Annotated in this window: 21 protein-coding genes; 11 read left to right on the top strand and 10 right to left on the bottom strand. The window is 71.7% G+C overall.

Translation table 11 applies throughout. From position 1 onward, the window contains the following. Positions 1 to 201 precede the first annotated feature (201 nt). The 3 genes from ACFWHT_RS11810 to ACFWHT_RS11800 form a co-directional block, all read right to left on the bottom strand. Positions 202 to 675, bottom strand: coding sequence for a MarR family winged helix-turn-helix transcriptional regulator (locus ACFWHT_RS11810; RefSeq protein ID WP_378828695.1), 474 nt, complete (start codon positions 673 to 675; stop codon positions 202 to 204). 61 nt (positions 676 to 736) lie between these two features. Then, positions 737 to 1,174, bottom strand: coding sequence for a MarR family winged helix-turn-helix transcriptional regulator (locus tag ACFWHT_RS11805; RefSeq protein ID WP_378828692.1), 438 nt, complete (start codon positions 1,172 to 1,174; stop codon positions 737 to 739). A 1-nt stretch (position 1,175) separates the two neighbouring features. Next, positions 1,176 to 2,849, bottom strand: a complete 1,674-nt coding sequence (locus tag ACFWHT_RS11800; protein ID WP_378829488.1) for an MDR family MFS transporter — start codon at positions 2,847 to 2,849, stop codon at positions 1,176 to 1,178. Between the two features lie 176 nt (positions 2,850 to 3,025). Here ACFWHT_RS11800 and ACFWHT_RS11795 point away from each other — a divergent pair, with 176 nt between their 5' ends. Together ACFWHT_RS11795 and ACFWHT_RS11790 are read left to right on the top strand one after the other, a co-directional pair. After that, on the top strand, positions 3,026 to 4,036 hold the full coding sequence (locus tag ACFWHT_RS11795) for a hydroxyacid dehydrogenase (RefSeq protein ID WP_378828690.1): 1,011 nt from the start codon (positions 3,026 to 3,028) through the stop codon (positions 4,034 to 4,036). Next, positions 4,033 to 5,961, top strand: coding sequence for a DUF2264 domain-containing protein (locus ACFWHT_RS11790; RefSeq protein ID WP_378828688.1), 1,929 nt, complete (start codon positions 4,033 to 4,035; stop codon positions 5,959 to 5,961). Before ACFWHT_RS11795 ends, ACFWHT_RS11790 begins: the two co-directional genes overlap by 4 nt. A 9-nt stretch (positions 5,962 to 5,970) precedes the next feature. Here the strand turns inward: ACFWHT_RS11790 and ACFWHT_RS11785 are convergent, their stop codons facing one another. After that, the gene (locus ACFWHT_RS11785; RefSeq protein WP_378828686.1) at positions 5,971 to 6,948 is read right to left on the bottom strand and encodes a LacI family DNA-binding transcriptional regulator; all 978 of its coding nucleotides are present in this window, start codon (positions 6,946 to 6,948) and stop codon (positions 5,971 to 5,973) included. 95 nt (positions 6,949 to 7,043) lie between these two features. Between ACFWHT_RS11785 and galT the strand changes: the two genes are divergently transcribed. The 6 genes from galT to ACFWHT_RS11755 all read left to right on the top strand — a co-directional run bounded on the left by galT (position 7,044) and on the right by ACFWHT_RS11755 (position 12,963). Further along, positions 7,044 to 8,222, top strand: coding sequence for a galactose-1-phosphate uridylyltransferase (gene galT, locus ACFWHT_RS11780; protein ID WP_378829485.1), 1,179 nt, complete (start codon positions 7,044 to 7,046; stop codon positions 8,220 to 8,222). Next, the gene (galK, locus tag ACFWHT_RS11775; protein WP_378828684.1) at positions 8,219 to 9,400 is read left to right on the top strand and encodes a galactokinase; all 1,182 of its coding nucleotides are present in this window, start codon (positions 8,219 to 8,221) and stop codon (positions 9,398 to 9,400) included. Before galT ends, galK begins: the two co-directional genes overlap by 4 nt. Before the next feature lie 40 nt (positions 9,401 to 9,440). Then, the gene (gene galE / locus ACFWHT_RS11770; RefSeq protein WP_378828682.1) at positions 9,441 to 10,418 is read left to right on the top strand and encodes a UDP-glucose 4-epimerase GalE; all 978 of its coding nucleotides are present in this window, start codon (positions 9,441 to 9,443) and stop codon (positions 10,416 to 10,418) included. Positions 10,419 to 10,432: 14 nt separating this feature from the next. Beyond that, entirely contained in the window at positions 10,433 to 10,942 is a 510-nt protein-coding gene (locus ACFWHT_RS11765) for a GNAT family N-acetyltransferase (RefSeq protein WP_378828680.1), read from the top strand. A gap of 107 nt (positions 10,943 to 11,049) precedes the next feature. Beyond that, entirely contained in the window at positions 11,050 to 11,517 is a 468-nt protein-coding gene (locus ACFWHT_RS11760) for an Lrp/AsnC family transcriptional regulator (protein WP_378828678.1), read from the top strand. 51 nt (positions 11,518 to 11,568) lie between these two features. Next, entirely contained in the window at positions 11,569 to 12,963 is a 1,395-nt protein-coding gene (locus ACFWHT_RS11755; protein WP_378828676.1) for an NAD(P)/FAD-dependent oxidoreductase, read from the top strand. Between the two features lie 25 nt (positions 12,964 to 12,988). Here ACFWHT_RS11755 and ACFWHT_RS11750 read toward each other — a convergent pair whose 3' ends face one another. After that, positions 12,989 to 14,452 carry a PucR family transcriptional regulator gene (locus ACFWHT_RS11750; protein ID WP_378828675.1) on the bottom strand — a complete coding sequence of 488 codons (1,464 nt, stop codon included), beginning with the start codon at positions 14,450 to 14,452 and terminating at the stop codon, positions 12,989 to 12,991. A 169-nt stretch (positions 14,453 to 14,621) separates the two neighbouring features. Between ACFWHT_RS11750 and ACFWHT_RS11745 the strand changes: the two genes are divergently transcribed. Together ACFWHT_RS11745 and ACFWHT_RS11740 are read left to right on the top strand one after the other, a co-directional pair. Further along, a complete protein-coding gene (locus ACFWHT_RS11745; protein ID WP_378828672.1) occupies positions 14,622 to 16,106 on the top strand; it encodes a CoA-acylating methylmalonate-semialdehyde dehydrogenase in 1,485 nt (494 codons plus the stop codon). A 25-nt stretch (positions 16,107 to 16,131) separates the two neighbouring features. Beyond that, positions 16,132 to 17,520, top strand: coding sequence for an aspartate aminotransferase family protein (locus ACFWHT_RS11740; protein WP_378828670.1), 1,389 nt, complete (start codon positions 16,132 to 16,134; stop codon positions 17,518 to 17,520). A gap of 67 nt (positions 17,521 to 17,587) precedes the next feature. Here the strand turns inward: ACFWHT_RS11740 and ACFWHT_RS11735 are convergent, their stop codons facing one another. The 5 genes from ACFWHT_RS11735 to ACFWHT_RS11715 are packed head-to-tail and all read right to left on the bottom strand — an operon-like array spanning position 17,588 to position 23,360. Continuing rightward, positions 17,588 to 19,246 carry an amidohydrolase gene (locus ACFWHT_RS11735; RefSeq protein ID WP_378828667.1) on the bottom strand — a complete coding sequence of 553 codons (1,659 nt, stop codon included), beginning with the start codon at positions 19,244 to 19,246 and terminating at the stop codon, positions 17,588 to 17,590. Between the two features lies 1 nt (position 19,247). Further along, the gene (locus ACFWHT_RS11730) at positions 19,248 to 20,111 is read right to left on the bottom strand and encodes an ABC transporter permease (protein ID WP_378828665.1); all 864 of its coding nucleotides are present in this window, start codon (positions 20,109 to 20,111) and stop codon (positions 19,248 to 19,250) included. After that, complete coding sequence (locus ACFWHT_RS11725) at positions 20,108 to 20,992, bottom strand: ABC transporter permease (protein ID WP_378828662.1); 885 nt, start codon at positions 20,990 to 20,992, stop codon at positions 20,108 to 20,110. Before ACFWHT_RS11725 ends, ACFWHT_RS11730 begins: the two co-directional genes overlap by 4 nt. Next, positions 20,985 to 22,163, bottom strand: coding sequence for a spermidine/putrescine ABC transporter substrate-binding protein (locus tag ACFWHT_RS11720; RefSeq protein ID WP_378828660.1), 1,179 nt, complete (start codon positions 22,161 to 22,163; stop codon positions 20,985 to 20,987). The genes ACFWHT_RS11725 and ACFWHT_RS11720 overlap by 8 nt, the downstream gene beginning before the upstream one ends. Before the next feature lie 48 nt (positions 22,164 to 22,211). Next, positions 22,212 to 23,360, bottom strand: coding sequence for an ABC transporter ATP-binding protein (locus tag ACFWHT_RS11715; RefSeq protein ID WP_378828658.1), 1,149 nt, complete (start codon positions 23,358 to 23,360; stop codon positions 22,212 to 22,214). 211 nt (positions 23,361 to 23,571) lie between these two features. Between ACFWHT_RS11715 and ACFWHT_RS11710 the strand changes: the two genes are divergently transcribed. Then, a complete protein-coding gene (locus tag ACFWHT_RS11710; RefSeq protein WP_378828655.1) occupies positions 23,572 to 25,011 on the top strand; it encodes a carboxylesterase/lipase family protein in 1,440 nt (479 codons plus the stop codon). Positions 25,012 to 25,154 lie beyond the last annotated feature (143 nt).

The following is a 25,154-nucleotide window of genomic DNA, read 5'->3' as shown; positions in this document are numbered from 1 at the left end:
TCTGTCGGGAGGTCTGTTGCGCCTCCGAGAGGTCCGGTAAGCGCTTTCCCATATGAAAGCAGGTCGCGGCCGAACGTGCAAGCGGCAGCATCCGTCATCCGGAACAGGAGGATCGTCGAAAACAGGACGGATGCCGTCGGCAGCGTCGTGTTCTCGCCGAATCTCCTGTCCTCGACGCGGGGAGGGGATGCCCGCCCGGGCTCAGGAGCCGAGGGCGTTCAGCAGGTCGGCGAAGTGGTCGAGGTCGGCCGCCGACCAGGTGCGCAGCCGATCGCCGATCCGGCTCTCGTACGCGGCCCGGGCGATCGCGACCCGCTCCTTCGCGAGCGCGGTCGCGACCAGCCTGCGCGCACGGCGGTCGTCGGGATCGCGGATGCTGTCGACCAGCCCGAGCTCGGTGAGCTGGCGCACCTGCCTGCTCACCGCCGACTTGTCGGTGTGCAGTCGCTCGACGATCGCGCCGGCCGTGGTCGCCTCCCCGCCGAGGATGGCGACCAGCACCTGGTAGCCCAGAGGCTGCAGGTCGGGATGCACGGTCGCCGCCGCCTCGCGCCAGCCGACCCGGATGCGGGCGAACAGCCGCCCGAACTCGTGCTCCACTCGAGCCACGGCGTCGTCCAGGTGGACACCACCGTCGTCGTCGCGGCCGGCGGCCCGATCCGTCGGAGCACTCATGCTCGCCAGTGTACGGCGCAACCCCCCGGGCGGATGGCCCGGGGGGTTGCGACGGCGCCTGTCAGATCTCGGCGAGCAGACGGAACGCCTTCGACGCGGCCAGGACCTCTTCCGGCGTCAGCTCGGCCAGGACCGAGCGCATGCGCTCGGCGTTCTCGCCGCGCAGCTCGGCCAGCATGCTGCGGGCGTCCGGCGTGGCCGAGAGCACGCGCAGCCGGCCGTCGTGCTCGTCCGGCCGGGATTCGAGAAGACCGAACTCCTCGAGCATCCGGATCTGCCTGCTGACCACCGACTTGTCCATGCCGAACAGCTCGGCGAGTCGGTGCGCACTGGCGTCGCCGCTGCGGGCGATGTACGCCAGCAGCTTGTAGCCGGAGGGCTGCAGCTCGGGGTGGATCCGCGCGGCGGAGTCCTTCCAGAGCGTGCGGGCACGCGCGAAGATCAGGTTCAGGTGAGCCTGGAAGTCCGCGAGCGTGTCGTCGGCCGTCGGGGTGGTCATGTCAGCGCACCGGCTCCTGTACGCCCGAGCGCCCCTCGCCCTCGACGACGCGGATGCTGCCGGTCGACGCGCCGACCTCGGCACCGGCGACCTCGATCGCCGACTCCTCCGCCTGCTCGCGCAGCTGCTCGGCCGAGTTCTTCGTCGACAGCGGCTTGTTGCGGATGAACGCGATGGCGATGATGCCGATCACCGCGAGGGGGATCGCGATGAAGAACGCGTCGGCGATCCCGTGGCCGTATGCCGACTCGACGATGGTGCGGATCGCGTCGGGCAGGTCGGCCATCTTCGGGACGTTGCCCGAACCGAGCTCCTTGAGCGCTTCGACCTCCTCCGGGGAGGCGGGTGCGAAGCCCGCGAAGCCGTCGGACAGATAGCCCTTCACGTTCGTCGCCAGGATCGAGCCCATGATCGTCACGCCGATGGTGCCGGCGATCGTGCGGAAGAAGTTCACGCCCGACGAGGCGGCGCCGAGCTGCTGCGGCGGGGTGTCGTTCTGCACGATGAGCGTGAGGTTCTGCATGACCATGCCGAGGCCTGCACCCAGGACGAACATGTAGATCGCCACGAGCACGAACGGGGTGTCGTAGCGCAGCAGCGACATCAGGCTGACGCCGGCGAGCGCGAGCACCGAGCCGAGCAGCATCCAGCCCTTCCACTTGCCGAAGCGGCTCACGAGCTGCCCGATGATGATCGAGGCGCCCATCTGACCGACGATCATGGGGATCGTCATCAGGCCCGACTCGGTGGGCGTGGCGCCGCGCGCGAGCTGGAAGTACTGGGCGAGGAACACCGAGGTCGCGAACATGGCCACGCCGATCGCGATCGATGCGACGACCGAGAGCGTGAAGGTGCGGTTGCGGAACAGCGTCATCGGGATGATCGGCTCCTTGACGAAGATCTCGACGAGGACGAAGGCGACGAGCACGACGCCCGAGCCGATCGCCAGCACGTAGCTGGTCATCGAGTCCCAGTCGAACTGGGATCCGCCCATCGAGACCCAGATCAGCAGCGCGGAGACGCCGACCGCGAGCAGCACGATGCCGAGGTAGTCGATGGAGACCTTGGCGGTCTGCGGCTTGGGCAGGTGCAGGGTGACCTGCAGCAGGATCAGGGCGATCACGGCGAACGGGACGCCGACGAAGAAGTTGGCGCGCCAGCCCCAGACATCGGTGATGAAACCGCCGAGCAGCGGCCCGCCGATGGTGGCCAGTGCCATGATGCCGCCGACGACGCCCATGTACTTGCCGCGCTCGCGCGGCGAGATGATCAGCGCGACGGCGACCATGACGAGCGACATGAGGCCGCCGACGCCGAGGCCCTGGACGACGCGCATGCCGATGAGCATGTTCATGTCGTGCGAGAATCCGGCCGCGACCGTGCCGACAGTGAACAGCACGAGCGACAGCTGCACGAGGATCTTGCGATCGACGAGGTCGGCGAGCTTGCCCCAGATGGGCGTGGTGACCGCGGTGGCCAGCAGGCTGGCGGTGATGACCCAGGTGTACTGGGCCTGGGTGCCGCCGAGGTCGGCGACGATGACGGGAAGCGAGGTCGAGACGACCGTGCCCGAGAGCACGGCCACGAACATGCCGACGATGAGGCCGGAGATCGCGGTGAAGACCTCGCGTGCCGAGCGCGTCGTCTCGGCGGAGGAATGGGTGGTGGAGTTCAAAGCAAGGCTCTCCTGAGAAGGATGGTTGATCTTCGTCAACGATACATCATTGGTTGACGTTTCTCAACCATTGCTCTCGATCAACCATCCGAACCCGAGTTGCGCGCGCGGCCCTCCTGGCGGTTCACTGGTCATACCGCCGAGAAAGCGGTTTCCCATTCGCCCGGAGGCATACCTTGAGCATCGAGAACCCACCCCGCGCTCATGCCGTGATGCACGCCGACGCCTTCTCCCTGCTCTTCGACGACTCCCGCAGGGCCCGCTTCGCGCAGCTCGCCGACACGGCCGACCGGATGCTGATCACCGACGTCGACGACCCCGCGCACGCGGCTCTGCTCGCCGGCACGGAGGTCCTCATCACGTCGTGGGGGGCGCCGCGGCTCGACGCCGCGCGGCTCGCCCGCATGCCCCGGCTGCGCGCCGTCCTGCACGCCGCCGGCAGTGTGCAGGGCCTGGTCTCCGACGAGCTCTGGGAGCGGGGCATCCGCGTCACCTCGGCGGTGGACGCCAACGCCGTGCCCGTCGCCGAGTTCACGCTCGGCGCCATCCTGCTCGCCGGCAAGCGCACGTTCACGCATCTGCGGGCACCGCACGACGACACCTGGAGCGCGTGGAGCGAACGCGGCATCGGCAACGTCGATCGCACCGTCGGCGTCGTCGGCTTCTCACGCATCGGACGGCGGGTGGTCGAGCTGCTGCAGCCGTTCGACGGCATCCGGGTGCTCGTCGCCGACCCCTACGCGGACGCGGATGCCGTCGCCGCGGCCGGCGCCACCCTGCTGCCCCTGGGCGAGATGCTCCCGCAGGTGAGCGTGCTGTCGCTGCACGCGCCCGCCCTCCCCGCCACCCACCACATGATCGCGGCAGCCGAACTGGCCGCCCTGCCCGACGGCGCCACGCTCATCAACACCGCCCGCGGCGCACTGGTGGATCACGAGGCGCTGCTCGGCGAGTGCCGCACGGGCCGGCTCGACGCCCTGCTCGATGTGACCGAACCCGAACCCCTCCCCCCGGGCCACGGCCTGCTCAGCCTGCCGAACGTGGCCATCACCCCGCACCTGGCGGGATCGCTGGGCACCGAGACGCGCCGCCTCGCCGACGCCGCACTCGACGAGCTGGCCGCCTACGCCGCGGGCGAGCCGGCCCGGCATCCGATCACCCGCGAAGAACTGGCCATCAGCGCATGACACTCCTCCTGCCCACCGACGACCGGGCCCTCTCCCCCTTCACCGGCTGGACCCGTGCTCACTGGAGTGCCCTCGCCGACACGATCCTCGCCGGCGCCGCCCGGCACGCGAGCCCCGCCCAGTCCCTCATCCGCTACCCCGGCGAGCCGGGCGGGCTGGGGCGCGACATCGACCACCTCGAGGGCTTCACGCGCACGTTCATGCTGGCCGCGTTCCGCATCGCGGGAGACCCGGCGGGAACGCGCGACCTCGCCGAACGCTACGCGCGTGGGATCGCGGCCGGGGTGGATCCCGAGCATCCGGAGCGCTGGGTGCGCATCGAGGAGCACGATCAGGCGAAGGTCGAGGCGGCCGCGCTCGCCCTCGGACTGCACCTCACCCGCGACACGGTCTGGGCGCTGCTCGGCGAGCGCGCGAAGCAGCAGACGGTCGAGTACCTCACGGCATCCATCGGAGCCCCCTACTGGCCCAACAACTGGGTGTGGTTCCGGATCATGGTGTCGTACTTCCTGGAGAGCGTCGGCGGCCCGTTCTCGGAGTCGGACCGCGAGGAGGACTTCGCCCTGCTCGACTCCTTCGACCTGCCCGGCGGCTGGGCCGCCGACGGCGTCGGGCGCAACTTCGATCACTACTGCGGCTGGGCACTGCCCTTCTATCCGATGGTGTGGGCGCAGCTGGTCGAGGACGACCCTCGGCACACCGAACGCGTCGCGCGGTACCGCAACCGCCTGGACGACTACCTCGACGACGCCCTGCACCTCATCGGCGCCGACGGCGGCCCGCTCATCCAGGGACGCAGCCTCACCTACCGCTTCGCGACCGCCGCACCGGCGTGGGCGGCCGCGTTCCACGGCGGCTCGCGCCACGACCCCGGGCTGCTGCGTCGTGCCGCCAGCGGGCAGGCGCGCCACTTCGTCGAGCGCGGTGCGCCGGATGCCGACGGCATCCTCTCCCTCGGCTGGCACGGACCCTGGCGGGCGATCGCGCAGCGGTACTCGGGGCTGGGCTCGCCGTACTGGGCGTCGAAGGGCATGCTCGGTCTCGCGCTGCCCGAGAGCGACCCGGTCTGGACCGCCGTCGAGCAGCCGCTGCCCATCGACCGCGGGCCGTTCGCCCGTGCGGTCGTCGCTCCGGGCTGGCTCGCGGTCGGCACGTCCGACGGCACCGTGCGGGTGACCAATCACGGCACCGACCACCGCGTGGAGGGATCGCTCGAGCCGGATGCCGCGGTCTACGCCAAGTTCGGCTACTCCACCGCGACCGCCCCGGTGCTCGACGGTCCCGGCGCCTCCTGGCCCGTGGACGGCACGGTCGCCCTCGTGCGCGACGGGCTGCCGAGCCACCGCTCCGGCTTCCGGACGGGCGGCGTGCGCGCACTCGACGCCGAGACGCTCACCGGCTCCTCCTGCGCGCGGGCGCACTGGCCGCTCGGCTTCGTCTCCGTGCCCGACAACGGGGTGAGTCTGCACGAGGGAACGACGATCACCGGCCCGTGGGTCGATGCCGTGTCGGTCGTGCGCGGAGCGTGGGAGGTGCGCTTCGTCCGCGTGCACGCCGGCGCCCTTGTCGAGGGCGACGTGCTGCGGGTCGGCGGGTGGGCGATCACGGCGCCCGACGTCGTGGTACGGCAGGGGGCCTGGGCCGCGAGCGAGCGGCTCGGTTCGCGCGTGGTCTCGCTCTCCGGAGCGGATGCCGTGACGGCCGGAGTGCTCAAGGAGGACGACGTGACGCCGCTCGAGGGGCGCACCGCCGTCCCCTGGGTCGAGGTGGCCCCGGCCCCCGGCGCGTGGCAGGCGTTCGCGATCGGACTGGGGTCGCCTTCCGAGGTCGAGCGCGCACCCTCCGTGGCGGGCACGACGATCACCTGGCCGGACGGCGGCACCACCGAGGCCGACCTCTCGGCCGTCGCCGCTCCGCCCGCCTGACCGGGCCGGTCAGGCGCTGGCTCGGCGGACGAGCTCCGGCACGAGCAGCACATCGCCGGGCGCGCCGCCCTCCACCGCGGCGACGAGAGCGCGCACCGCGTGCTCACCCAGCGCGTCGAAGTCCTGCCGCACGGTCGTCAGCGGCGGCGGGAACTGCGCGGCGTCCGCGATGTCGTCGAACCCGACCACGGCGACGTCCCGCGGCACCCGCCGTCCCGCCTCGGCCAGGGCGCGCAGCGCGCCGAGAGCCATCTGGTCGTTGGCGGCGAAGATCGCGGTGACGACGCCCGCGGCCAGCATCCGGGCCGTCTGCTCGTGTCCGGATGCCGCGGACCAGTCTCCGCGCACGACCGCGGGCGCGTCGCGACCGGCGGCGACGAGCGCGTCGCGCCAGCCGCGCTCGCGCTGCGCTGAGGCGTACGACCCGGCGGGTCCCGCCACGTGGTGCACCGTGTGGTGCCCCGCGGCGAGAAGGTGGTCGGTGGCGATTCGGGCGCCGGCGGCGTGGTCGGTGCCGATCGAGACGAAGCGCTCGTCGGGTGGCGAGTCGACCACGACCAGGCGCATGGCCGCGGAGGTCGCGTCTCGCGCGAGAGCGGATGCCTCGTTCAGCACGATCGCGCCGTCGACGCCCTGGTCGCGCAGCCGCTCGAAGGCGTCGTCGATGGCGGCGTCGGCGCCGAGGGTCACGACGGTGAGGGCGTATCCGCGCTCGGCCGCGGCTTCGGCCACCGCCTGGAGCATGCGGGAGTTGCCGACGGTGGCGAGTGTCTGCGCGACGAGCCCGAGCGTGTGCGTGCGCCCGGTGCGCAGGGCGCGAGCGGCACGGTTGGGCCGGTAGCCGAGTTCCGCCATCGCGCGCTCGACGCGCGTTCGGGTCTCGGGGTCGACGCGGGGACTGCCGTTCGCGACACGGGACACGGTCTGGCCCGACACCCCGGCGTGCTGGGCGACCATCGCCATCGACACGCGCCTCGCCTGCGGCATCCGCTCTCCCACCCTCGTCCGGCTCTCCCGGGCGGGTCCGCACCGCCGGGATGTTGACGTTACCACGGCTCCCGGGCTACCGTGTTGACGTGAACATGGATGCCTCTCCGGAGCTGCGAACGACCGAACTCGGCGCCGGCGTGATCCGACGCAGCACCCTGCTGGCCGACGGTCGCGAACTGCTCTACTACGACGACCCGGGCAGCGCCCTCGGCGACGAGCGTGCCGTCGACGCCCGCACCCTCGACGAGCGCCCCGAGACCGCGACCATGCGCCAGGACGTGCTCTCGGGCGACTGGATCACCTACGCCACGCGGCGGCAGAACCGGGTGATGATGCCCGGCGCCGACGCCGATCCGCTCGCACCGCAGACGGCCTCGAACCCGTCGGAGGTGCCCTCGCGCTACGACGTCGCCGTGTTCGAGAACCGCTCCCCCGCCTTCGGCCCCGCGCTCACGGCGGCCACCGCGAACGCCCCCGCCGCCGTCGATCCGCCCCGGGGGCTCGACGACATGGCGCACCTCGGCATCGGCCGCACCCGCACCAGCGCGGGCCGCTGCGAAGTGGTGTGCTTCAGCCCCGAGCACGAGGGCTCGCTCGGCACGCAGACGGTGACCCGCTCGCGCACGATCATCGAGGCCTGGGCCGACCGCACCGCGGCGCTGTCGGCTCTGCCCGGGATCGAGCAGGTGTTCCCGTTCGAGAACCGCGGCGAGGCCATCGGCGTCACCCTGCCGCATCCGCACGGCCAGATCTACTCCTACCCGTACATCACGCCGCGCACGCAGCGGCTGATGGACGGCATCGCGCGCGCGGCGCCGGACCTGATGACCCGCGTGCTCGACGCCGAGCAGGCCTCGGACCGCGTCGTGCTGCAGAACGAGCACTGGACGGCGTTCGTGCCCTTCGCCGCACGCTGGCCGCTCGAGGTGCAGGTCATGCCGCACCGGCACGCGGCCGACTTCACTGAGCTCACCGCTGCGGAGCGCGACGCGCTCGCACCGCTCTTCCTGCGACTGCTGCGCGGCGTCGACGCGCTGTACGAGACGCCCACCGCCTACATCGGCGCGTGGCATCAGGCGCCCGTGAACATCGGCCGCGACACCGTGCGGATGCGCTTCGAGCTGACCAGTCCGCGCCGCGCCGCCGACAAGCTCAAGTTCCTCGCCGGCACCGAGGCGGCCATGAGTGCGTGGAGCGCCGAGATCCTGCCGGAGGTCGCCGCCGAGCGCCTGCGCGCCGCGATCGACACCGTGCCCGAGGTGACCGCGTGAGCGCCCTGGAGGCAGCCCGAGAGCTGTTCACCGGCTCCTTCGGCGCCCGCCCGGACGGCGTCTGGTCGGCACCGGGCCGCGTGAACCTGATCGGCGAGCACACCGACTACAACGAGGGCTTCGTGCTGCCGTTCGCGATCCCGCACCGCACCTTCGCCGCCGCGGCGCTGAACGGCACGGACGAGATCCGCGTGCGCTCCACGTTCGCCGACGACCGGGTGGTCGTGCCCGTCGCCGACCTGGGCGGCATCTTCCCGACCCCGGCGGGCGCCGCTCCCGCCGTGCCGGAGTGGTCCGCCTACGTGCTCGGGGTCGCCTGGGCGCTGTGGATGCTGCAGCCGGATGCCCCGGCACCGGGCGTCGACATCGCGATCGCCTCCGACGTGCCGGTGGGAGCGGGGCTGTCGTCCTCCGCCGCGATCGAGGGTGCGGTGGCATCCGCCCTGAACGACCTGTGGGAGCTGGACCTCGACCCCGTCGCGCTCGCGCGGGTCGGCCGCCGCGCCGAGAACGAGGCGGTCGGCGCGCCGACCGGGATCATGGACCAGATGTCGTCCATGCTGGGCCGCCCGGATGCGGCGACCTTCATCGACTGCCGCAGCCTCGAGACGCGTTCGGTGCCCACCGGCTTCGCGTCGGCAGGGCTCGACGTGCTGGTGATCGACACGCAGGTCCGTCATGCGCACGCCACCGGCGGCTACCGTGAGCGCCGCGCCTCGTGCGAGCGCGGCGCGGAACTGCTCGGCATCCGCTCTCTGCGCGACGCGAGCGTCGCCGATCTGCCGCGCGCCGAAGAGCTCATGGACGACGTCACGCTTCGCCGGGTGCGGCACATCGTCACCGAGAACCAGCGGGTGCTCGACACGGTCGCCGCGCTGCAGAGCCGCGGACCCCGCGCGATCGGCGACCTGCTGGTGGCGTCGCACGCGTCCATGCGCGACGACTTCGAGATCTCGGTGCCCGAGCTCGACACGGCCGTCGACACCGCTCTGGCCAACGGCGCGATCGGCGCACGGATGACCGGCGGCGGCTTCGGCGGCGCCGCGATCGCCCTCGTCGCCCACGCCGACGTCGGCTCGGTGACGGGCGCCGTGACCCGGGAGTTCGCGGATGCCGGCTTCGCCGCTGCGCACATCTTCACGGTGACGCCTTCGGAGGGTCCCCGCCGGGACGCCTGACAGAATGATCACTGCGCCTTCGCGCGGGGAGAGGAGACCCATGTCCTGGCTTGTCACCGGCGGCGCCGGCTACATCGGAGCGCACGTGGTGCGCGCGCTCGCATCCGCCGGGCTCACGCCGGTCGTGCTGGACGACCTCTCCAGCGGGCGCCCGGCCTTCGTGACGGCGGACGTGGCGCTGGTCGAGGGCAGCATCCTCGACCGCGAGCTCGTCGAGCGCACCCTGCGCGAGCACGCCGTGGAGGGCGTGATCCACGTGGCGGGCTTCAAGTACGCGGGCGTCTCCGTCGAGCGGCCCCTGCACACCTACGCGCAGAACGTGGAGGGGACCCGGGTGATCCTCGAGGCGATGGCGGCCGCGGGCGTGACGAACATCGTCTTCTCGTCCAGCGCCGCCGTGTACGGCACGCCCGACGTCGAACTCGTGACCGAGGACACCGCCAAGCGCCCGGCGAGCCCGTACGGCGAGTCCAAGCTCATCGGCGAGTGGCTGCTGCGCGATCAGGGCGTGGCGACCGCGGCATCCGGCGCGCCCCTGCGGCACACCTCGCTGCGGTACTTCAACGTCGTCGGCTCCGCCGACCCCGCGGTGCACGACGTGAGCCCGCACAACCTGTTCCCGATCGTCTTCGAGGCGCTGCTGGCCGGGCAGACCCCGCGCATCAACGGCGACGACTACGACACCCCCGACGGCACGAACGTGCGCGACTACGTGCACGTGGGCGACATCGCCGCCGCGCACGTCGAGGCCGCCAAGCGCCTCGCCGCCGGCGAGCCGATCGAGCCCGCGTACAACCTCGGCTCCGGCGACGGGCTGAGCGTGAAGCAGATCATGGATGCCATGGTGCGCGTCACCGGGATCGACTTCGACCCCGTGATCGGTCCGCGCCGCGCCGGCGATCCCGACCGGATCGTCGCGGCGGGCGACCTGGCAGCCCGCGACCTGGGGTGGACCATGCGCCACACCGTCGACGAGATGGTGCGCAGCGGGTGGGAGGCCCGCCGCGCCGCCGGGTGAGCGGGATGGACGGGATGCTGCCGCGCCCCGCGACCGTCGACGACGCGCACGGCATCGCGGTCGTGCACGTGCGATCGTGGCAGGAGGCCTACCGCGGGCTGATGCCGCAGGAGGTGCTCGACGGACTGTCGATCGCCGAGCGCGAGGCGAACTGGGCTCGCATCATCGACGAGGCCGGGCGGGACTCGAGGACGCTGGTGGTGGAGCGCGACGGCGAGATCGCCGGCTGGGCGAGCTTCGGCGCCGCACGCGATGACGATGCTGCCGGCTCGGGCGAGCTGTGGGGCATCTACGCGCACCCGGATGCCTGGTCGAGCGGCGTCGGGCACGTGCTGATCGATGCCGCCGAGCGGGCGCTGCACGCCGAGGGCCATGAGATCGCGTACCTCTGGGTGCTGGAGGGCAATGAGCGTGCTGCGTCGTTCTACGAGCGGCACGGCTGGGCATCCGACGGCGCCGTCAAGACCGAGCACCGCCCGGGACTCGTGCTGCGCGAGCGCCGCCACGTCAAACGCCTGACCTGACCGGTTTCCCTCGCCACCGGGCTCAGTTCCTACGAATTCGGAACCGTTTACCACGATTCGGTGCGAATTCGGTTGTCGGATCTCGATTCGGATGGCAGGATCGACACATGACCGACAGGACGAAGGCCCCCGTGCTCGACGAGGTCTCCAAGCGCATCATCGAGCTGCTGCAGCAGGACGGCCGGCGCCCCTACGCCGAGATCGGCCGGGCGGTCGGGCTGAGCGAGGCCGCCGTGCGCCAGCGCGTGCAGCGGCTCACCGAATCGGGTGTCATGCAGATCGTGGCGGTCACCGATCCGCGCCAGCTGGGCTTCTCGCGGATGGCGATGATCGGTATCCGCGTGCAGGGCGATCCCCGCGAGGTGGCCGAGGCGGTGAAGGCGTTCGACGAGATCGCGTACGTCGTCGTCACGCTCGGCTCCTTCGACGTGCTCGCCGAGGCCATCTGCGAGTCCGACGAGGACCTGCTCGAACTGGTGTCCACGCGTGTGCGCGCCATCCCCGGGGTGGCCGAGACGGAGTGCCTGCTCTACGCCGGCCTGCACAAGGACTTCTACAACTGGGGAACGCGCTGATCCCCGCGCCTCCCGCCGACCCACCCCCGACCCCGACGCCGGAGTGATCCCATGGGAACGACCGTCTTCGAGCGGCTCCAGCCCTCTGCCGCCGTCATCGACGACGCGCTGCGCGACACGAGACACGAGGTGTTCTGGCTCGACGGCCTGAAGCGCACCGCCCACCCCGCCCTCTCGGGACGCATCCGCGCCGACCTGGCGATCGTCGGCGGCGGCTACGCCGGACTGTGGACGGCCATCCGTGCGAAAGAACGCGATCCGGAGCGCTCCGTGGTGCTGCTGGAGGCGAACCGGGTGGGATGGGCGGCCTCCGGTCGGAACGGCGGGTTCTGCGAGGCCAGCCTCACCCACGGCCACGAGAACGGCATGAACCGCTGGCCTGACGAGATGCCGCAGCTGGAGCGGCTCGGCCGGGAGAACCTCGACGGCATCCAGGAGGCCGTCGAGCGCTACGGCATGGATGTCGACTGGGAGCGCACCGGGCAGCTCGCGGTGGCTGTCGAGCCGCACCAGGTCGAATGGATGCACGGCGAGGACTTCCTCGATCAGCACGCGGTGCGTGCGGAGGTGGACTCCCCCACCTACCTCGCCGGCTCCTGGGACCGCGAGGGCTGCGCGATGGTGCATCCGGCCAAGCTCGCCTTCGAGCTGGCGCGCGTGGCGGCCGAGCTCGGCGTGCGGATCTTCGAGCGCACCCGGGTCACCGGGATCTCCGGCTCGGGGGTGCAGACGGTCATGACACCGGGCGGCTCCGTGGTGGCCGAGCACGTCGCGCTCGCCACGAACGCGTTCCCCTCGCTGCTCAAGCGCAACCGGCTGATGACCGTGCCGGTCTACGACTACGTGCTGATGACCGAGCCGCTCTCGGCCGAGCAGCTCGGCGCGATCGGCTGGCGGAGCCGCCAGGGCCTCTCCGACAGCGCGAACCAGTTCCACTACTACCGTCTGAGCGCCGACGACCGCATCCTGTTCGGCGGCTACGACGCCGTCTATCACTTCGGCGGACGGGTGCGCGAGCGGTACGAGGAGCGGCCGGAGAGCTACCGCCGGCTCGCCTCGCACTTCTTCACGACGTTCCCGCAGCTCGAGGGCCTGCGGTTCACGCACCGCTGGGCCGGCGCGATCGACTCGTGCAGCCGGTTCTGCGCGTTCTTCGGAACGGCCCGCGGCGGACGGGTCGTGTACGCGACCGGCTTCACCGGGCTGGGCGTCGGCGCCACCCGCTTCGCGGCCGACGTCATGCTCGACCGGCTCGCAGGAGTGAAGACCGAGCGCACCGAGCTGGAGATGGTGCGCACCCGCCCGATCCCGTTCCCGCCTGAGCCGGCCGCCGCGATCGGCGTGAACCTCGTGCGCGCGGCGATGGATCGCGCTGATCACGACGAGGGCAGGCGCGGGCTCTTCCTGCGGGCGCTCGACGCGGTCGGAATGGGATTCGACTCCTGACCGGTGCCGATGCGCCGGCCGGCACTCACGCCAGGAGCGCGAGGTGCAGGGCGGCGAGGGTCTCGCCGTCCTCGAGGTCGGCACCCGTCAGCTCTGCGATCAGCGCGAGCCGCTGGTAGAAGACCGAGCGGGAGAGGTGCGAGGCGCCGGCGGCGGCCGTGCGATTGCCCGGATGCGCGACGACGGCGCGCAGCACCCGGATGAGATCGCCGCCGTGGGTCTCGTCGTGATGACGCAGCGGCGCGAGCATCCGCCTGCTGTGCTCGCGCATCCGGTGGTCGCCGCCGAACTCCGCCGCCAGGCGCGCGAGCGGATGATCCGACACCCGCAGCACCTCGCCGGCCGTCGGGCGGGCGGCGAGACGGCGCACGAGCGACAGCGCCGCCCGCAGCTCGTCGACGCCCCGCACCGGCTCGCTCAGGGCCAGCGCGCCCAGACCCGACAGCGACTCGTCCGGCACGTGCGATCCGGCGGGGAGCGAGACGAGCGCCACGCGCTCCGGCCCGATCTCGGCCGACAGACAGCGTCCGGCCGGGCCGAAGCGACGAGCGAGGGCGTCACCGGACCAGGCGTCCGCGGGACGGGCATCCGGGGCGCCAGCGATCGCGTACAGCTCCCGGCCGTCGATCGGGAATCCGGATGCCTGGAGCCGGGTCCGGATGTCGGATCCGGCCACGAACCGCTCGCCCACCAGTGCGCCCAGCAGGGTGTCGGCGCGCAGGCGCGTCCACGCGTCCTCCGGCTCAGCCAGGCGGGAGAGAGCCAGCGTGGTCGCGGCCTGCTGCAGCACCGTCGCGCGTCCGGCGGGGTGCGGCGGGCCCGGCAGCGCCACGAGTTCGCCCCAGCTCGTGCCGCGCGCGGCAACGGGAACCCGCGTCCATCCCTCGATCGCACGGGGGGAGCGCCGAGGCCAGTCGGCGAGCGCTTCGGACTCGGGCAGGTCGAAGGCGTCCGCCGCCACCACCTGCCGGGTGAGGTCCTCCAGCACCACGGGTGCGCGCAGTGCCCGGGCGGTCTCGCGCACGACGACCTCGACCGCGGCGCCGCGCAGGCTCAGGCCCGTGAACAGCTCGTGCAGGCGCTGGCGCTCCTGCAGCGCCTCGAGCTGACCCGCGATGATCCTGCGATGCACGGCCTCGGTGACGGCGACGAATTTCGCCTCCTGCTCCAGCACGATCAGCGCGAGGTTCTTCGCGCGGCACGCCGCGACGAAGGCCGGCGGGGCGACGGAGAAGCGCGTTCCCAGCTCGAGGACGACCCCGGCGACGCCCGCCTGCGCCAGCGACGCCGCCAGCGCCTCGAGCGCGCCGGCCGCCCCGGGCCATCCGGCGGCGGTGGTCAGCAGCAGCTCGCCGCCGTCGAGCAGAGCGGCCACCCGGTCGCTGTCGGAGACGTGCACCCAGCGCACCGCGGCGTCCAGGGCCCCTCCCCCCACGAGCACCTCGGGCTCGGCGCGACGCACGACGTCGATGCCGAGGACGTCCCGCACGCGCAGAGCGGACAGCGGCGCCGGACGATCTGTATGGCGGGACGAAAGATCCTGACGCTCTGGCGGCATACACCCATCCTGCCCTCTGCCAGCATGGGGTTCAAGCCGCCTCGACCACGCCGGTCAGAGTGTGCGGCCGACAGCCACTCCCGAGATTCGGAGCACACCCGTGACCATCATCCGACACTTCATCGCCGGCGTCGACGCCGGGGATGCCGCCCGCACGCTGCCCGTCTACGACCCCGCCACCGGTCATGCGCACCGTGAGGTGGCCGCCGCCACCGCCGCCGAGGTCGAGCACGCGATCGCCGTCGCGAAGGCCGCGCAGCCCGCGTGGCGGGCGTCGAGCCTCATCAAGCGCGCCGACGTCTTCTTCCGCCTGAGGCAGATCCTCGCCGAGCGCACCGACGAGCTCGCCGCCATCGTCACCAGCGAGCACGGCAAGGTGCTCTCGGACGCCGCCGGCGAGGTCTCGCGCGGCATCGAGAACGTCGAGTTCGCGGCCGGCCTGCTGCACCACCTCAAGGGCGAGCGCGCCGAGCAGGTCTCGCGCGGCGTCGACGTGCACTCGGTCAAGCAGCCGGTCGGCGTGGTCGCGGCGATCACCCCGTTCAACTTCCCCGTCATGGTGCCGCTGTGGATGATCGCCAGCGCCATCGCCTGCGGCAACACCGTCGTGCTCAAGCCCAGCGAGAAGGACCCGTCGGCCGCGATCTGGCTGGCCAAGGCGTTCCAGGAGGCCGGGCTGCCCGACGGTGTGCTGAACGTCGTCCACGGCGACAAGGAGGCCGTGGACGTCCTGCTCGACTCGCCCGACGTCTCCGCCGTCAGCTTCGTCGGCTCCACGCCCATCGCGCAGGCCATCTACCGACGCGCCTCCGCGAACGGCAAGCGTGTGCAGGCGCTGGGCGGGGCCAAGAACCACATGGTCGTCATGCCCGACGCCGACATCGACGGCGCCGCGGCCGCAGCCGTCTCGGCGGCGTACGGCTCCGCGGGCGAGCGCTGCATGGCCGTCTCGGTGCTGGTCGCGGTGGGCGACATCGCCGACGACCTCATCGAGGGCATCCGCTCCCGCATCGACGGGCTGCGCATCGGACCGGGCACCGACGCCGCCAGCGAGATGGGCCCGCTGATCACCCGCGAGCACCGCGACCGCGTCGCCTCGTACGTCGAGGGTGCCGAGGCCGAGGGCGCCACCGTCGTCGTCGACGGCACGAAGCAGACCTTCGACGGCGACGGCTTCTTCGTCGGCGTCTCGCTGCTCGACGACGTGCGCCCCGGCATGCGGGTGTACGAGGACGAGATCTTCGGACCGGTCTTGGCCGTCGTGCGCGTGGACAGCTACGCCGAGGCGGTCGAGTTGATCAACGCCAACGCGTTCGGCAACGGCACCGCGATCTTCACGCGCGACGGCGGCACGGCTCGTCAGTTCGAGTTCGACATCGAGGTGGGCATGGTCGGCGTGAACGTGCCGATCCCGGTGCCGGTCGGCGCGTTCTCGTTCGGCGGCTGGAAGAGCTCGCTGTTCGGAGACTCGCACATCTACGGCCCCGAGTCGATCCACTTCTACACTCGGTCCAAGGTGGTCACCACGCGCTGGCCCGACCACACCCCCGCCCAGGTCGATCTCGGCTTCCCGAGCAACCACTGATCCCGCGGACAGCGAGGACGCAGACATGACGCACTACACCGACCGCCACGGCGCGGTCCACGCCCTCCCCGACCCCGAGGCCGAAGCGCAGGTGCGCGCCGACGACCGCGCGCACGTGTTCCACTCGTGGAGCGCACAGGCCCTGATCGACCCGCTTCCGGTGGCGGCGGGCGAGGGGTCGACTTTCTGGGACTACGCCGGCAACGCGTACCTCGACTTCTCGAGCCAGCTGGTCAACCTGAACCTCGGCCACCAGCACCCCGAACTCGTCGCGGCGATCCAGCGGCAGGCGGGACGTCTGGCGACGATCCAGCCGGCCGTCGCCAACGACGTGCGCGGCGAGCTCGCGCGCCTGATCGCCGAGGTGTCGCCCGAGGGTCTCGAGAAGGTGTTCTTCACGAACGGCGGCGCCGAGGCCAACGAGTACGCGGTGCGCATGGCCCGCCAGGTGACCGGCCGACGCAAGGTGCTGTCGATGTACCGCAGCTATCACGGCTCCACATCCACCGCCATCTCGCTGACCGGCGACCCGCGCCGCTGGGCCAACGAGGTCAGCGACAGCGGCGCTGTGCGCTTCTTCGGACCGTACCTCTACCGCTCCCCGTTCCACGCCGAGACCCCCGAGCAGGAGTCCGAGCGCGCGCTCGCCCACCTCGAGCAGACCATCGCGCTCGAGGGGCCGTCGACCATCGCCGCGATCATCATCGAGACCGTGGTCGGCACGAACGGCGTGCTCGTGCCGCCGCCCGGCTACCTGCAGGGCGTGCGCGAGCTGTGCGACCGCCACGGCATCCTGTACATCGCCGACGAGGTGATGGTCGGCTTCGGTCGGCTGGGCGAGTGGTTCGGCATCGACGCGTTCGACGCACGCCCCGACCTGATCACCTTCGCCAAGGGCGTGAACTCGGGGTACGTGCCGCTCGGCGGCGTGGTGATCGCCGAGCACGTCGCCTCGCGCTTCGACACCACCGCGTTCCCGGGCGGGCTCACCTACTCCGGGCATCCGCTGGCGTGCGCGGCGGGTGTCGCGACGTTCGAGGTGTTCCGCCGCGACGGCATCCTGGAGCGGGTGCGCGACCTCGGCGAGCGCGTCGTCGAGCCGACCCTGCGGGGCTGGGCCGAGACGCACCCCAGCGTCGGCGAGGTGCGCGGACGCGGGCTGTTCTGGGCGGTCGAGCTGGTGCGCGACCGCGAGACCCGCGAGCCGCTGGTGCCGTTCAACGCCTCGGGCGCGGATGCGGCGCCGATGGGCGCCTTCGCAGCCGCCGCGAAGAAGGCGGGTGTCTGGCCCTTCACGCATTTCAACCGCACGCACATCGCCCCTCCTCTGGTGATCGAGGAGGACGAGCTGGTCCGCGGCCTCGCCGCGATCGACGAGGCGCTGTCGGTCGCCGACGAGCACGCGCGCGGATGACGCCCCGCTGACGCGGTCCGGCGCGGAGCGGACGGCCACGCCGCCGGGTGCGGATGCCACGGCATCCTCACCCGGCGGCGTGCACCTGCTCCCCCTCCACCCAGGTCCCCAGCACCCGGGTGTTCCCGATCTCCTCGGCGGGCCCGTCGAACGGGTCCCGGTCGAGGAGGGTCAGATCCGCCAGCATCCCGACCCGGATGCCGCCCGTCTCGGGCAGGCTGTTCACGCGCGCCGACCCGGCCGTGTACGCCTGCAGCGCGGTGCCCAGGTCGATCGCCTGATCGGGCAGGAACGGCGGGTAGTCGCCCTCCCATTCCGACGGCGCCGAGCGCCGGTTCACGGCCGTGTGGATCGCCGCCATGGGATCGGGTGTCGACACCGACCAGTCGCTGCCGGCGGCGAGCGCGGCGCCGGCACGCAGCAGGTCGCCGAACGGATACTGCCAGCCCGAGCGCTCCTCCCCCAGGAACGGCAGGGTGAGGTCGACCATCTGCGGCTCCAGGGTCGCCCACAGCATCTGCATGTTCGCCGTCACACCCAGCCGGCGGAAGCGCGGGATGTCGTCGGGATGCACCACCTGGATGTGCGAGATGTGGTGCGGGTTGCCGCGCGGGCCGTTGCGGCGCAGCGCCTCTTCCACCGCGTCCAGGCACTCGCGCACGGCGCGGTCGCCGATGGCGTGGAAGTGCAGGGTGAACCCGAGCGCGTCCAGCCGGGCCGCGGCCTCTTTCAGCAGCTGCGGCTCGACGAACGAGATGCCGGAGTTCCCCGTGCGGTGGCCGTGCCCGTCGCAGTACGGCTCGAGCATCGAGGCGGTGAAGTTCTCGGCGACGCCGTCCTGCATGATCTTGATGCTCGTGGCCGCGAAGCGGCCGACCCGACCGGACTCGCGCAGGGCGACCAGGTCGTCGATCTGCTCGAGCCCGCGGTTGCGGTCCCACCACAGCGACCCGACGACCCGTCCGGTCAGCTCACCGGCACGCGCCGCGGCGACGTACACCGGCAGCGGATCGCCCGCGTCGCCGTACTGCGTGCCGACGATGGCGTCCTGCCAGGCGGTGATGCCGAACGAGTGCAGGTGCCGCTGCCCGACGGCCAGCGCCTCGCGCAGCCGCTCGTGCGGCTCGGGCGGCAGCAGCCGGTTGACGAGCGACATCGCGCCCTCATGGAGCGTTCCGGTCGGCGTACCGTCCGCGGCGCGCTCGATCCGGCCATCGGCGGGATCCGGTGTGCGGCGGGTGATGCCGGCCAGCTCCAGCGCACGGGAGTTCACCCATGCGCCGTGCCCGTCGCGGTTCGGCAGGAACGCCGGCCGGTCGCAGACCGCCGTGTCCAGAGCGAGCGCGGTCGGCGTGCCGCCCGGAAACGCCGACATCTGCCAGCCGCCGCCCAGCACCCACACGTCGTCGGGATGCGCGGCGGCGTACTCGCGGATGCGGTCGAGGTAGCCCGCCTCGTCGGACAGATCGGCCAGGTCGCAGCGCAGCATGTCCAGACCGCCCCACAGCGGATGCACGTGAGCATCCTGAAAGCCCGGCAGCAGCATCCGCCCGTCCAGGTCGACCACCTCGGTCGGCGGCCCGATCAGCGACACGGCCTGCGGTCCGACCGCGACGATGCGGCCACCGGAGACGGCGACCGCGTCCGCGCGACCGCGCGACGCATCCGACAGGAACACGCGCCCGCCGTATGCGCCACCGGTGAACACCAGGTCGGCGTGGGTCATGTCAGCCTCCCGCCATCGTCCTGGCGATCTCCGTCGCCGAGTCCCCCGCCCGCTTCAGCACGAGGGCGACCAGCCCGAGCGCGACCAGGGTGAGCACGAGCATCACCGTCGACACCGCGGCGATCTCGGGGCGCAGGCCGCTGCGCAGCGAGCTGAGCACGTACACGGGCCAGGGCGTCGTGCCCGAGACCTGCACGAAGGCCGACACCACGGTGTTGTCGAGGCTCAACGTGAACGAGAGCAGGAAGCCGGCGAGCACCGCAGGCATCGCCAGCGGCAGCGTCACCCGCCGGAAGGTGCGCACCGGAGTGGCGTAGAGATCCGCCGATGCCTCTTCGAGCCGTGCGTCCTGCCCGATCAGCCGCGCGCGCACGATGTACGACACGATCGCGATGGAGAACAGCGAATGACCGATCACCAGGCGCACGGTGCCGTCGTTGAACGCGGTCATCCCCAGGTCCTGCCCGAGGAAGACCATCCACGGCAGCAGCGCGATCGCGTCGACGATCTCGGGCGTGACCGACACGAGCAGCAGCAGGCCGAGGAACCACCACACCCACCGACCCGGGCGGCGAGCCATCGCGATGCCGGCGAGGGTGCCGATCAGCGAGGCGATCACCGCGGCGACCAGACCGGTGCGCAGCGACACCATCACCGCATCGCGCACGACGGGCTTCTCGACCAGTGCGGCGAAGGGCTCCAGACTGAAGCCGTCCCACGCGACCAGCAGGCGCCCCGCGTTGAACGACGACGCGATGATCACCACGATCGGCAGGAACAGGAAGGCGAACACCGCGATCGACCAGATCGTCAGGATCCGGTCGCCGGTGCGCGCGTGGCGGGGACGCGGGGCCGTCGCGCTCATGATGCCTCCTCCAGCACGAGACGGGTGCGGGCGCGCAACGGCAGCGAGACCAGCCACAGCAGCAGGGCGGCCACGCCGATCGTCGCCATGATCACGAGGATGAGCAGCACGGCCATCGCCGAGCCCAGGGCCCAGTTCTGCGCCGTGCCGAACTGGCTGGCCACGAGCTGGCCGATCATGTTGCCCTGCGCCCCGCCCAGGACGGTTGCCGTGATGTAGTCACCCATCAGCGGGATGAAGACCAGCAGCACGCCGGCGATGATCCCGGGCCTGGCCAGAGGGACGGTGATGCGAAGGAATGTGCGCACGGGATCGGCGCCCAGGTCCTTGCTGGCTTCGCGCAGCGGCGCACCGACGCGATCGAAGGCGACGAACAGCGGCAGGATCATCAGCGGCAGGTAGTTGTACACCACGCCGATGAGCACCGCACCGCGCGTGTAGAGGATCTCGATGGGCCCGTCGATCAGGCCGGCCCCCTGCAGCAGCGACGAAAGCCAGCCCTCCGGAGAGAGGATCACCTGCCAGCCCAGCGTGCGCACGAGGAAGTTCGTCCAGAACGGCACCATGACGAGCGCCAGCAGCAGGCCCCGCCGGGACGGCGGCGCCTTGACCGCCATCCAGTATGCCACGGGCAGGCCGATCACCAGGCACAGCACCGTGCCGAGCACCCCGACCCACAGAGTGTTCTGGAACGTCGCGAAGAAGGTCGGCGACATCGCCTCGAGGTAGCGGTCGAACGAGAGGCGGTCGTTGGCGTGCGTGCCGAAGATGCCCGGCTTGTACCCGAAGCTGAACCACACCACCATCGCGATCGGCGCGATGAAGAAGATGCCCAGCCACGCCCACGCGGGCAGCGCCAGTGCGAAGCGCGGGCTACGCACCTGCCGCGGCCTTCGTCTTGTTCCACATCTCGACGATCCGCGTCTGCGCCTCGGTCACCTTGCCCTCGTGCATGGTCGCCACCTGCGCCTCGTCGAAGAAGACCAGGTCGAGCATCTCGAGCCCGGCTTGCTCGGCCGCCTCGCGGATGCCCGCGGCGCCGGTGTCGTAGCCGATGTAGTCGACCTGGGCGAGCTGGTTCTCGGGCGTGAGGATGAAGTTCAGGAAGGCGTGCGCGGCCTCGGGGTGCGGCGCCCCCTCGGCGAGAGCCCAGTTGTCCATCCACAGCTCGGTGTCCGGAGCTCCCAGCACCCACTGCCAGCGGTCCGGGTCGGGCGATTCCATGATGCCGATGCGCGCATCGCCGTTCCACACCTGCATGAGCACGTGCGAGGCCTGCGGAATGGCCGACCCGCCGGGATACGAGTCGAAGGCCGAGATGTGCGGGGCGAGCTCCTCGACGAGGAACTTCTCGCAGGCGTCGAGGTGGGCGGGGTCGGTGGTGTTCCAGTCGATGCCGTTGGCCCAGTAGTAGATGCCGCCCAGCGGCGCCGGATCGTCGAGCACCGAGGTCTTCCCGGACGCCTCGTTCTTGGCCGCGTCGATGAAATCGGCCCACGTCTTCAGCTCACGGGTGATCACCGTCCTGTCGTAGACGAAGCCGGTCGTGCCCCACGCCTTGCAGATCGAGTACTCGTTCTCGGGATCCCAGGCCCGGCCGAGGAAGGCCGGATCCATGTGCTCGATGTTCGGGATCAGGTCGAGGTTCAGCTTGGCGAGCAGCCCGTTCTCGATCATCTGCGGGATGAACACGCCGGTGGGCACGACCAGGTCGAAGCCGCTGGTGCCCTTGGCGGCGACGAGCTTGGCGATCATCTCCTCGTTGGAGTTGAAGGTGTCCATCACGATCTTGGGCCCCTGGTCCTTGGTGAAGGCCTCGAGCACCTCGGGAGCGTCGTACTCGCCCCAGCTGTAGATCGACAGCTTGTCCTCGACGCTGCCGCCGGTGGCGCCGGGTGCCGGCTGCCCCTGACCGGAGGGCGCGCAGGCGGTCAGGATCCCCGCCGCCCCGAGAGCGGCGACAGTGCCGATGAAACCGCGTCGGGTGAGCTGGTGGCGAAGGACCGGCGCGAGGGTGCTGTCGGCGAGGATGCGGATGCTGGCGTCGTTCATGAGGGGCACTCCTTCGTGCGTTCGGTCGGGGTCGTCGGAGCGCTCGGCTCAGACGCGGGAGCGGTCGGGCAGGGTGATCACGTGGGTGGCGGCGGTCGGGGCGCCGTCGGCGGCGAACAGGCGCACGTCGGCGGGCTCCCACACGCAGCGCACGTCGTCGTCCGCGGCGACGTCGGGCGCGGTCGGGGCGGGCGTGCGCACCAGCAGCGTCTGTCCGTCGGCGATGCCCACGACGACCTGCAGCGTCTCGCCGAGGTACGAGACGCTGAGCACCCGCCCGGGGATGCCGGCCGTCGTGCCGGTCTCGAGGCGGATGAACTCGGGCCGGATCGCCGCGACCGCGTCACCGCCGGGCTCGACGGCCGTGGCCCCCCAGCGACCCTGGACGGCACCGATGGGCGCGTCCACGGCGTCGCCGCCGACGGCGACAGTGCCACGCAGGAAGTTCTGCTGGCCGATGAACGAGGCGACGTACGCCGATGCGGGCGCGGCGTAGATGGCCTCCGGGGCGTCGAGCTGCTCGATGCGCCCCTCGCGCATCACCGCGATCCGATCACTCATCGACAGCGCCTCGCCCTGGTCGTGCGTGACGAACACGAAGGTCGTGCCCAGCCGGGCCTGCAGCAGCTTGAGCTCCACCTGCATCTCTTCGCGCAGCTGCCGGTCGAGGGCGGCCAGCGGCTCGTCGAGCAGCAGCACGCTGGGCCGGTTGATCAGGGCCCGCGAGAGCGCGATGCGCTGCTGCTGACCCCCGGAGAGCTGGGTGGGCTTGCGGTCCGCGAAGCGGCGCAGCTGCACCATGTCGAGTGCAGCTGCGACCCGCTCGCGCTGCTCCGCCTTGGGCACCCGTCTCTGCTGCAGACCGTATGCCACGTTCTCCGCGACCGTCATGTGCGGGAACAGTGCGTACGCCTGGAAGACGGTGTTGACCTCGCGCCGGTGCGCGGGCAGCGACAGCACGCTGCGGCCCGAGATGCGGATGTCCCCGCTGTCGGGATGCTCGAAGCCCGCGATCATCCGCAGCGTCGTCGTCTTTCCGCAGCCCGACGGCCCGAGCAGCGAGAGGAACTCGCCCGGCCGGATGGTGAGCGACAGGTCGTCGACCGCGACGGCGTCGCCGTAGGTCTTGGTGACCCCGGCGATCTCGACGCCGCCGCTCGGTGCGCTTTCGGCGGACGCATCTGCGTGAACGGCCATGGAACCTCCACATCGAGGAACGGTGTGCCGACAGTCAACCACAAGAGCACCCGCAGGGGAACCGAAAAGCGAAGAACATCACCGCCCTCGCGACGATTTCCGTTGCGAGATAACGCCCAGACAACGGATACGGCGCGCGCGGCGCCCGGCGACACCTTCCGCCGAACTCCCGTGCGGGCGGGTGGAGGGATACTGGAGAAGAGGTGATGCCATGACCGATGCACCGATCGTCCGCACTGCCGAGGGACCGGTCCGCGGCATCCGGCGCGACGGCGATCTCGCCTTCCTCGGCATCCCCTACGCCTCGACCCCCACCGGGCGTCACCGCTTCCGGCCCCCGCAGCCGGTGACCCCGTGGACCGAGCCGCTCGACGCGACCGCCTACGGCCCCACCCCGCAGCGACGCGAGGAGGCGAACGCGATCATCCCCGAGCCGAGCATCCCCGGCGCCGCGATCCTCAACCTCAACGTCTTCACCCCGGCGCTCGACGGCTCCCGGCCGGTGCTGGTGTGGATCCACGGCGGCGGGTACTCCGCCGGGTCCGCCGCGAGCCCGTGGTACGACGGGCGGGCATTCACCCGTGACGGGATCGTCACCGTGAGCATCTCGTACCGGCTCGGATTCGACGGCTTCGGCGTGATCGACGGGGTGCCGGGCAATCGCGGCGTGCGCGACTGGATCGCAGCGCTGGAATGGGTGCAGCGCAACATCGCCGCGTTCGGCGGCGACCCCGGCCGGGTCACGATCGCCGGGCAGTCGGCCGGCGGCGGCGCCGTGCTCACGCTGTTCGGGATGCCGTCCGCGCAGCACCTGTTCCACGCCGGGATGTCGTTCAGCGGGGCGCTGGGCGACCTCCCGCGCACACGGGCGCGGAAGCGCAGCATCCGCCTGGCCCGGATCGTCGGCGTCGAACCCACGCTCGACGGCTTCCGGTCGGTGAAGGAGCGCGAGCTGACCCGCCGTCAGTACCAGGCGTCGCTGCTGGGCAAGACCGGCATCGCCGCGACGACGGCGACGCTCGTCGACGGACTGCCCTGGGGGCCCGTGATCGACGGCGACCTCCTCGCGCGGCCCACCGTGGCGTCGCTCGCCGCCGGCGCGGGCGCGTCCAAGCCCCTGCTGCTCGGCGCGACCGACGACGAGTTCACGATGGTGTTCGACAGCGCGCCGCGCTGGCTGCGCTGGGTGCCGGTCGGACTGGCGCTGCGATTCGTCGAGGCCGCCGGTGCGATCCGACGCAACTGGCGGCGGGCCAATCGCGGCCGGCGCGGCGCGGGCGCGGCGCTGGGACGGTTCGTGGCCGACCGCGTGTTCCGCTCACTGGTGCTGCGTGTCGCGCAGGCCCGCACGGGAGCGGGCACCTGGGTGTACCGCTTCGCATGGCCCTCGCCCGTGAACGGGTGGTCACACCACTGCCTCGACGTGCCGTTCTGGTTCGACTGCCTGGACGAGCCGCACGTCACCGCGATCGCCGGTGACCGACCGCCTCAGGGGCTCGCCGACGAGATGCACGCGGCTGCGGTCGCGTTCGTGCGCGACGGCGATCCGGGCTGGCCGTCCTGGCGCACCGAGCCCGGCATCACCCGGGTCTTCGGCGACCGACCCGCGCTGTCGCGCTCGGCCTACGACGACGCCCTGCCCCTGCTCTGAGGCCGCGCCCCGGCATCCCCGCCCCCGGCCCCGCGGATGTGACGCGAATGGCACCCTCCCACCCCCACAAGCAGCCATCTGCGCCACATCCGCATGCCCGCCCCGACGACCCCGCGCCCTCGGCCCCGGCCCCGCCCCGCGAA

The organism is Microbacterium sp. NPDC058342 (assembly GCF_042723935.1).
GTDB lineage: Bacteria > Actinomycetota > Actinomycetes > Actinomycetales > Microbacteriaceae > Microbacterium.
Note: the sequence above shows the minus strand (reverse complement) of the source record. Positions and strands in the feature narration are given on the sequence as shown.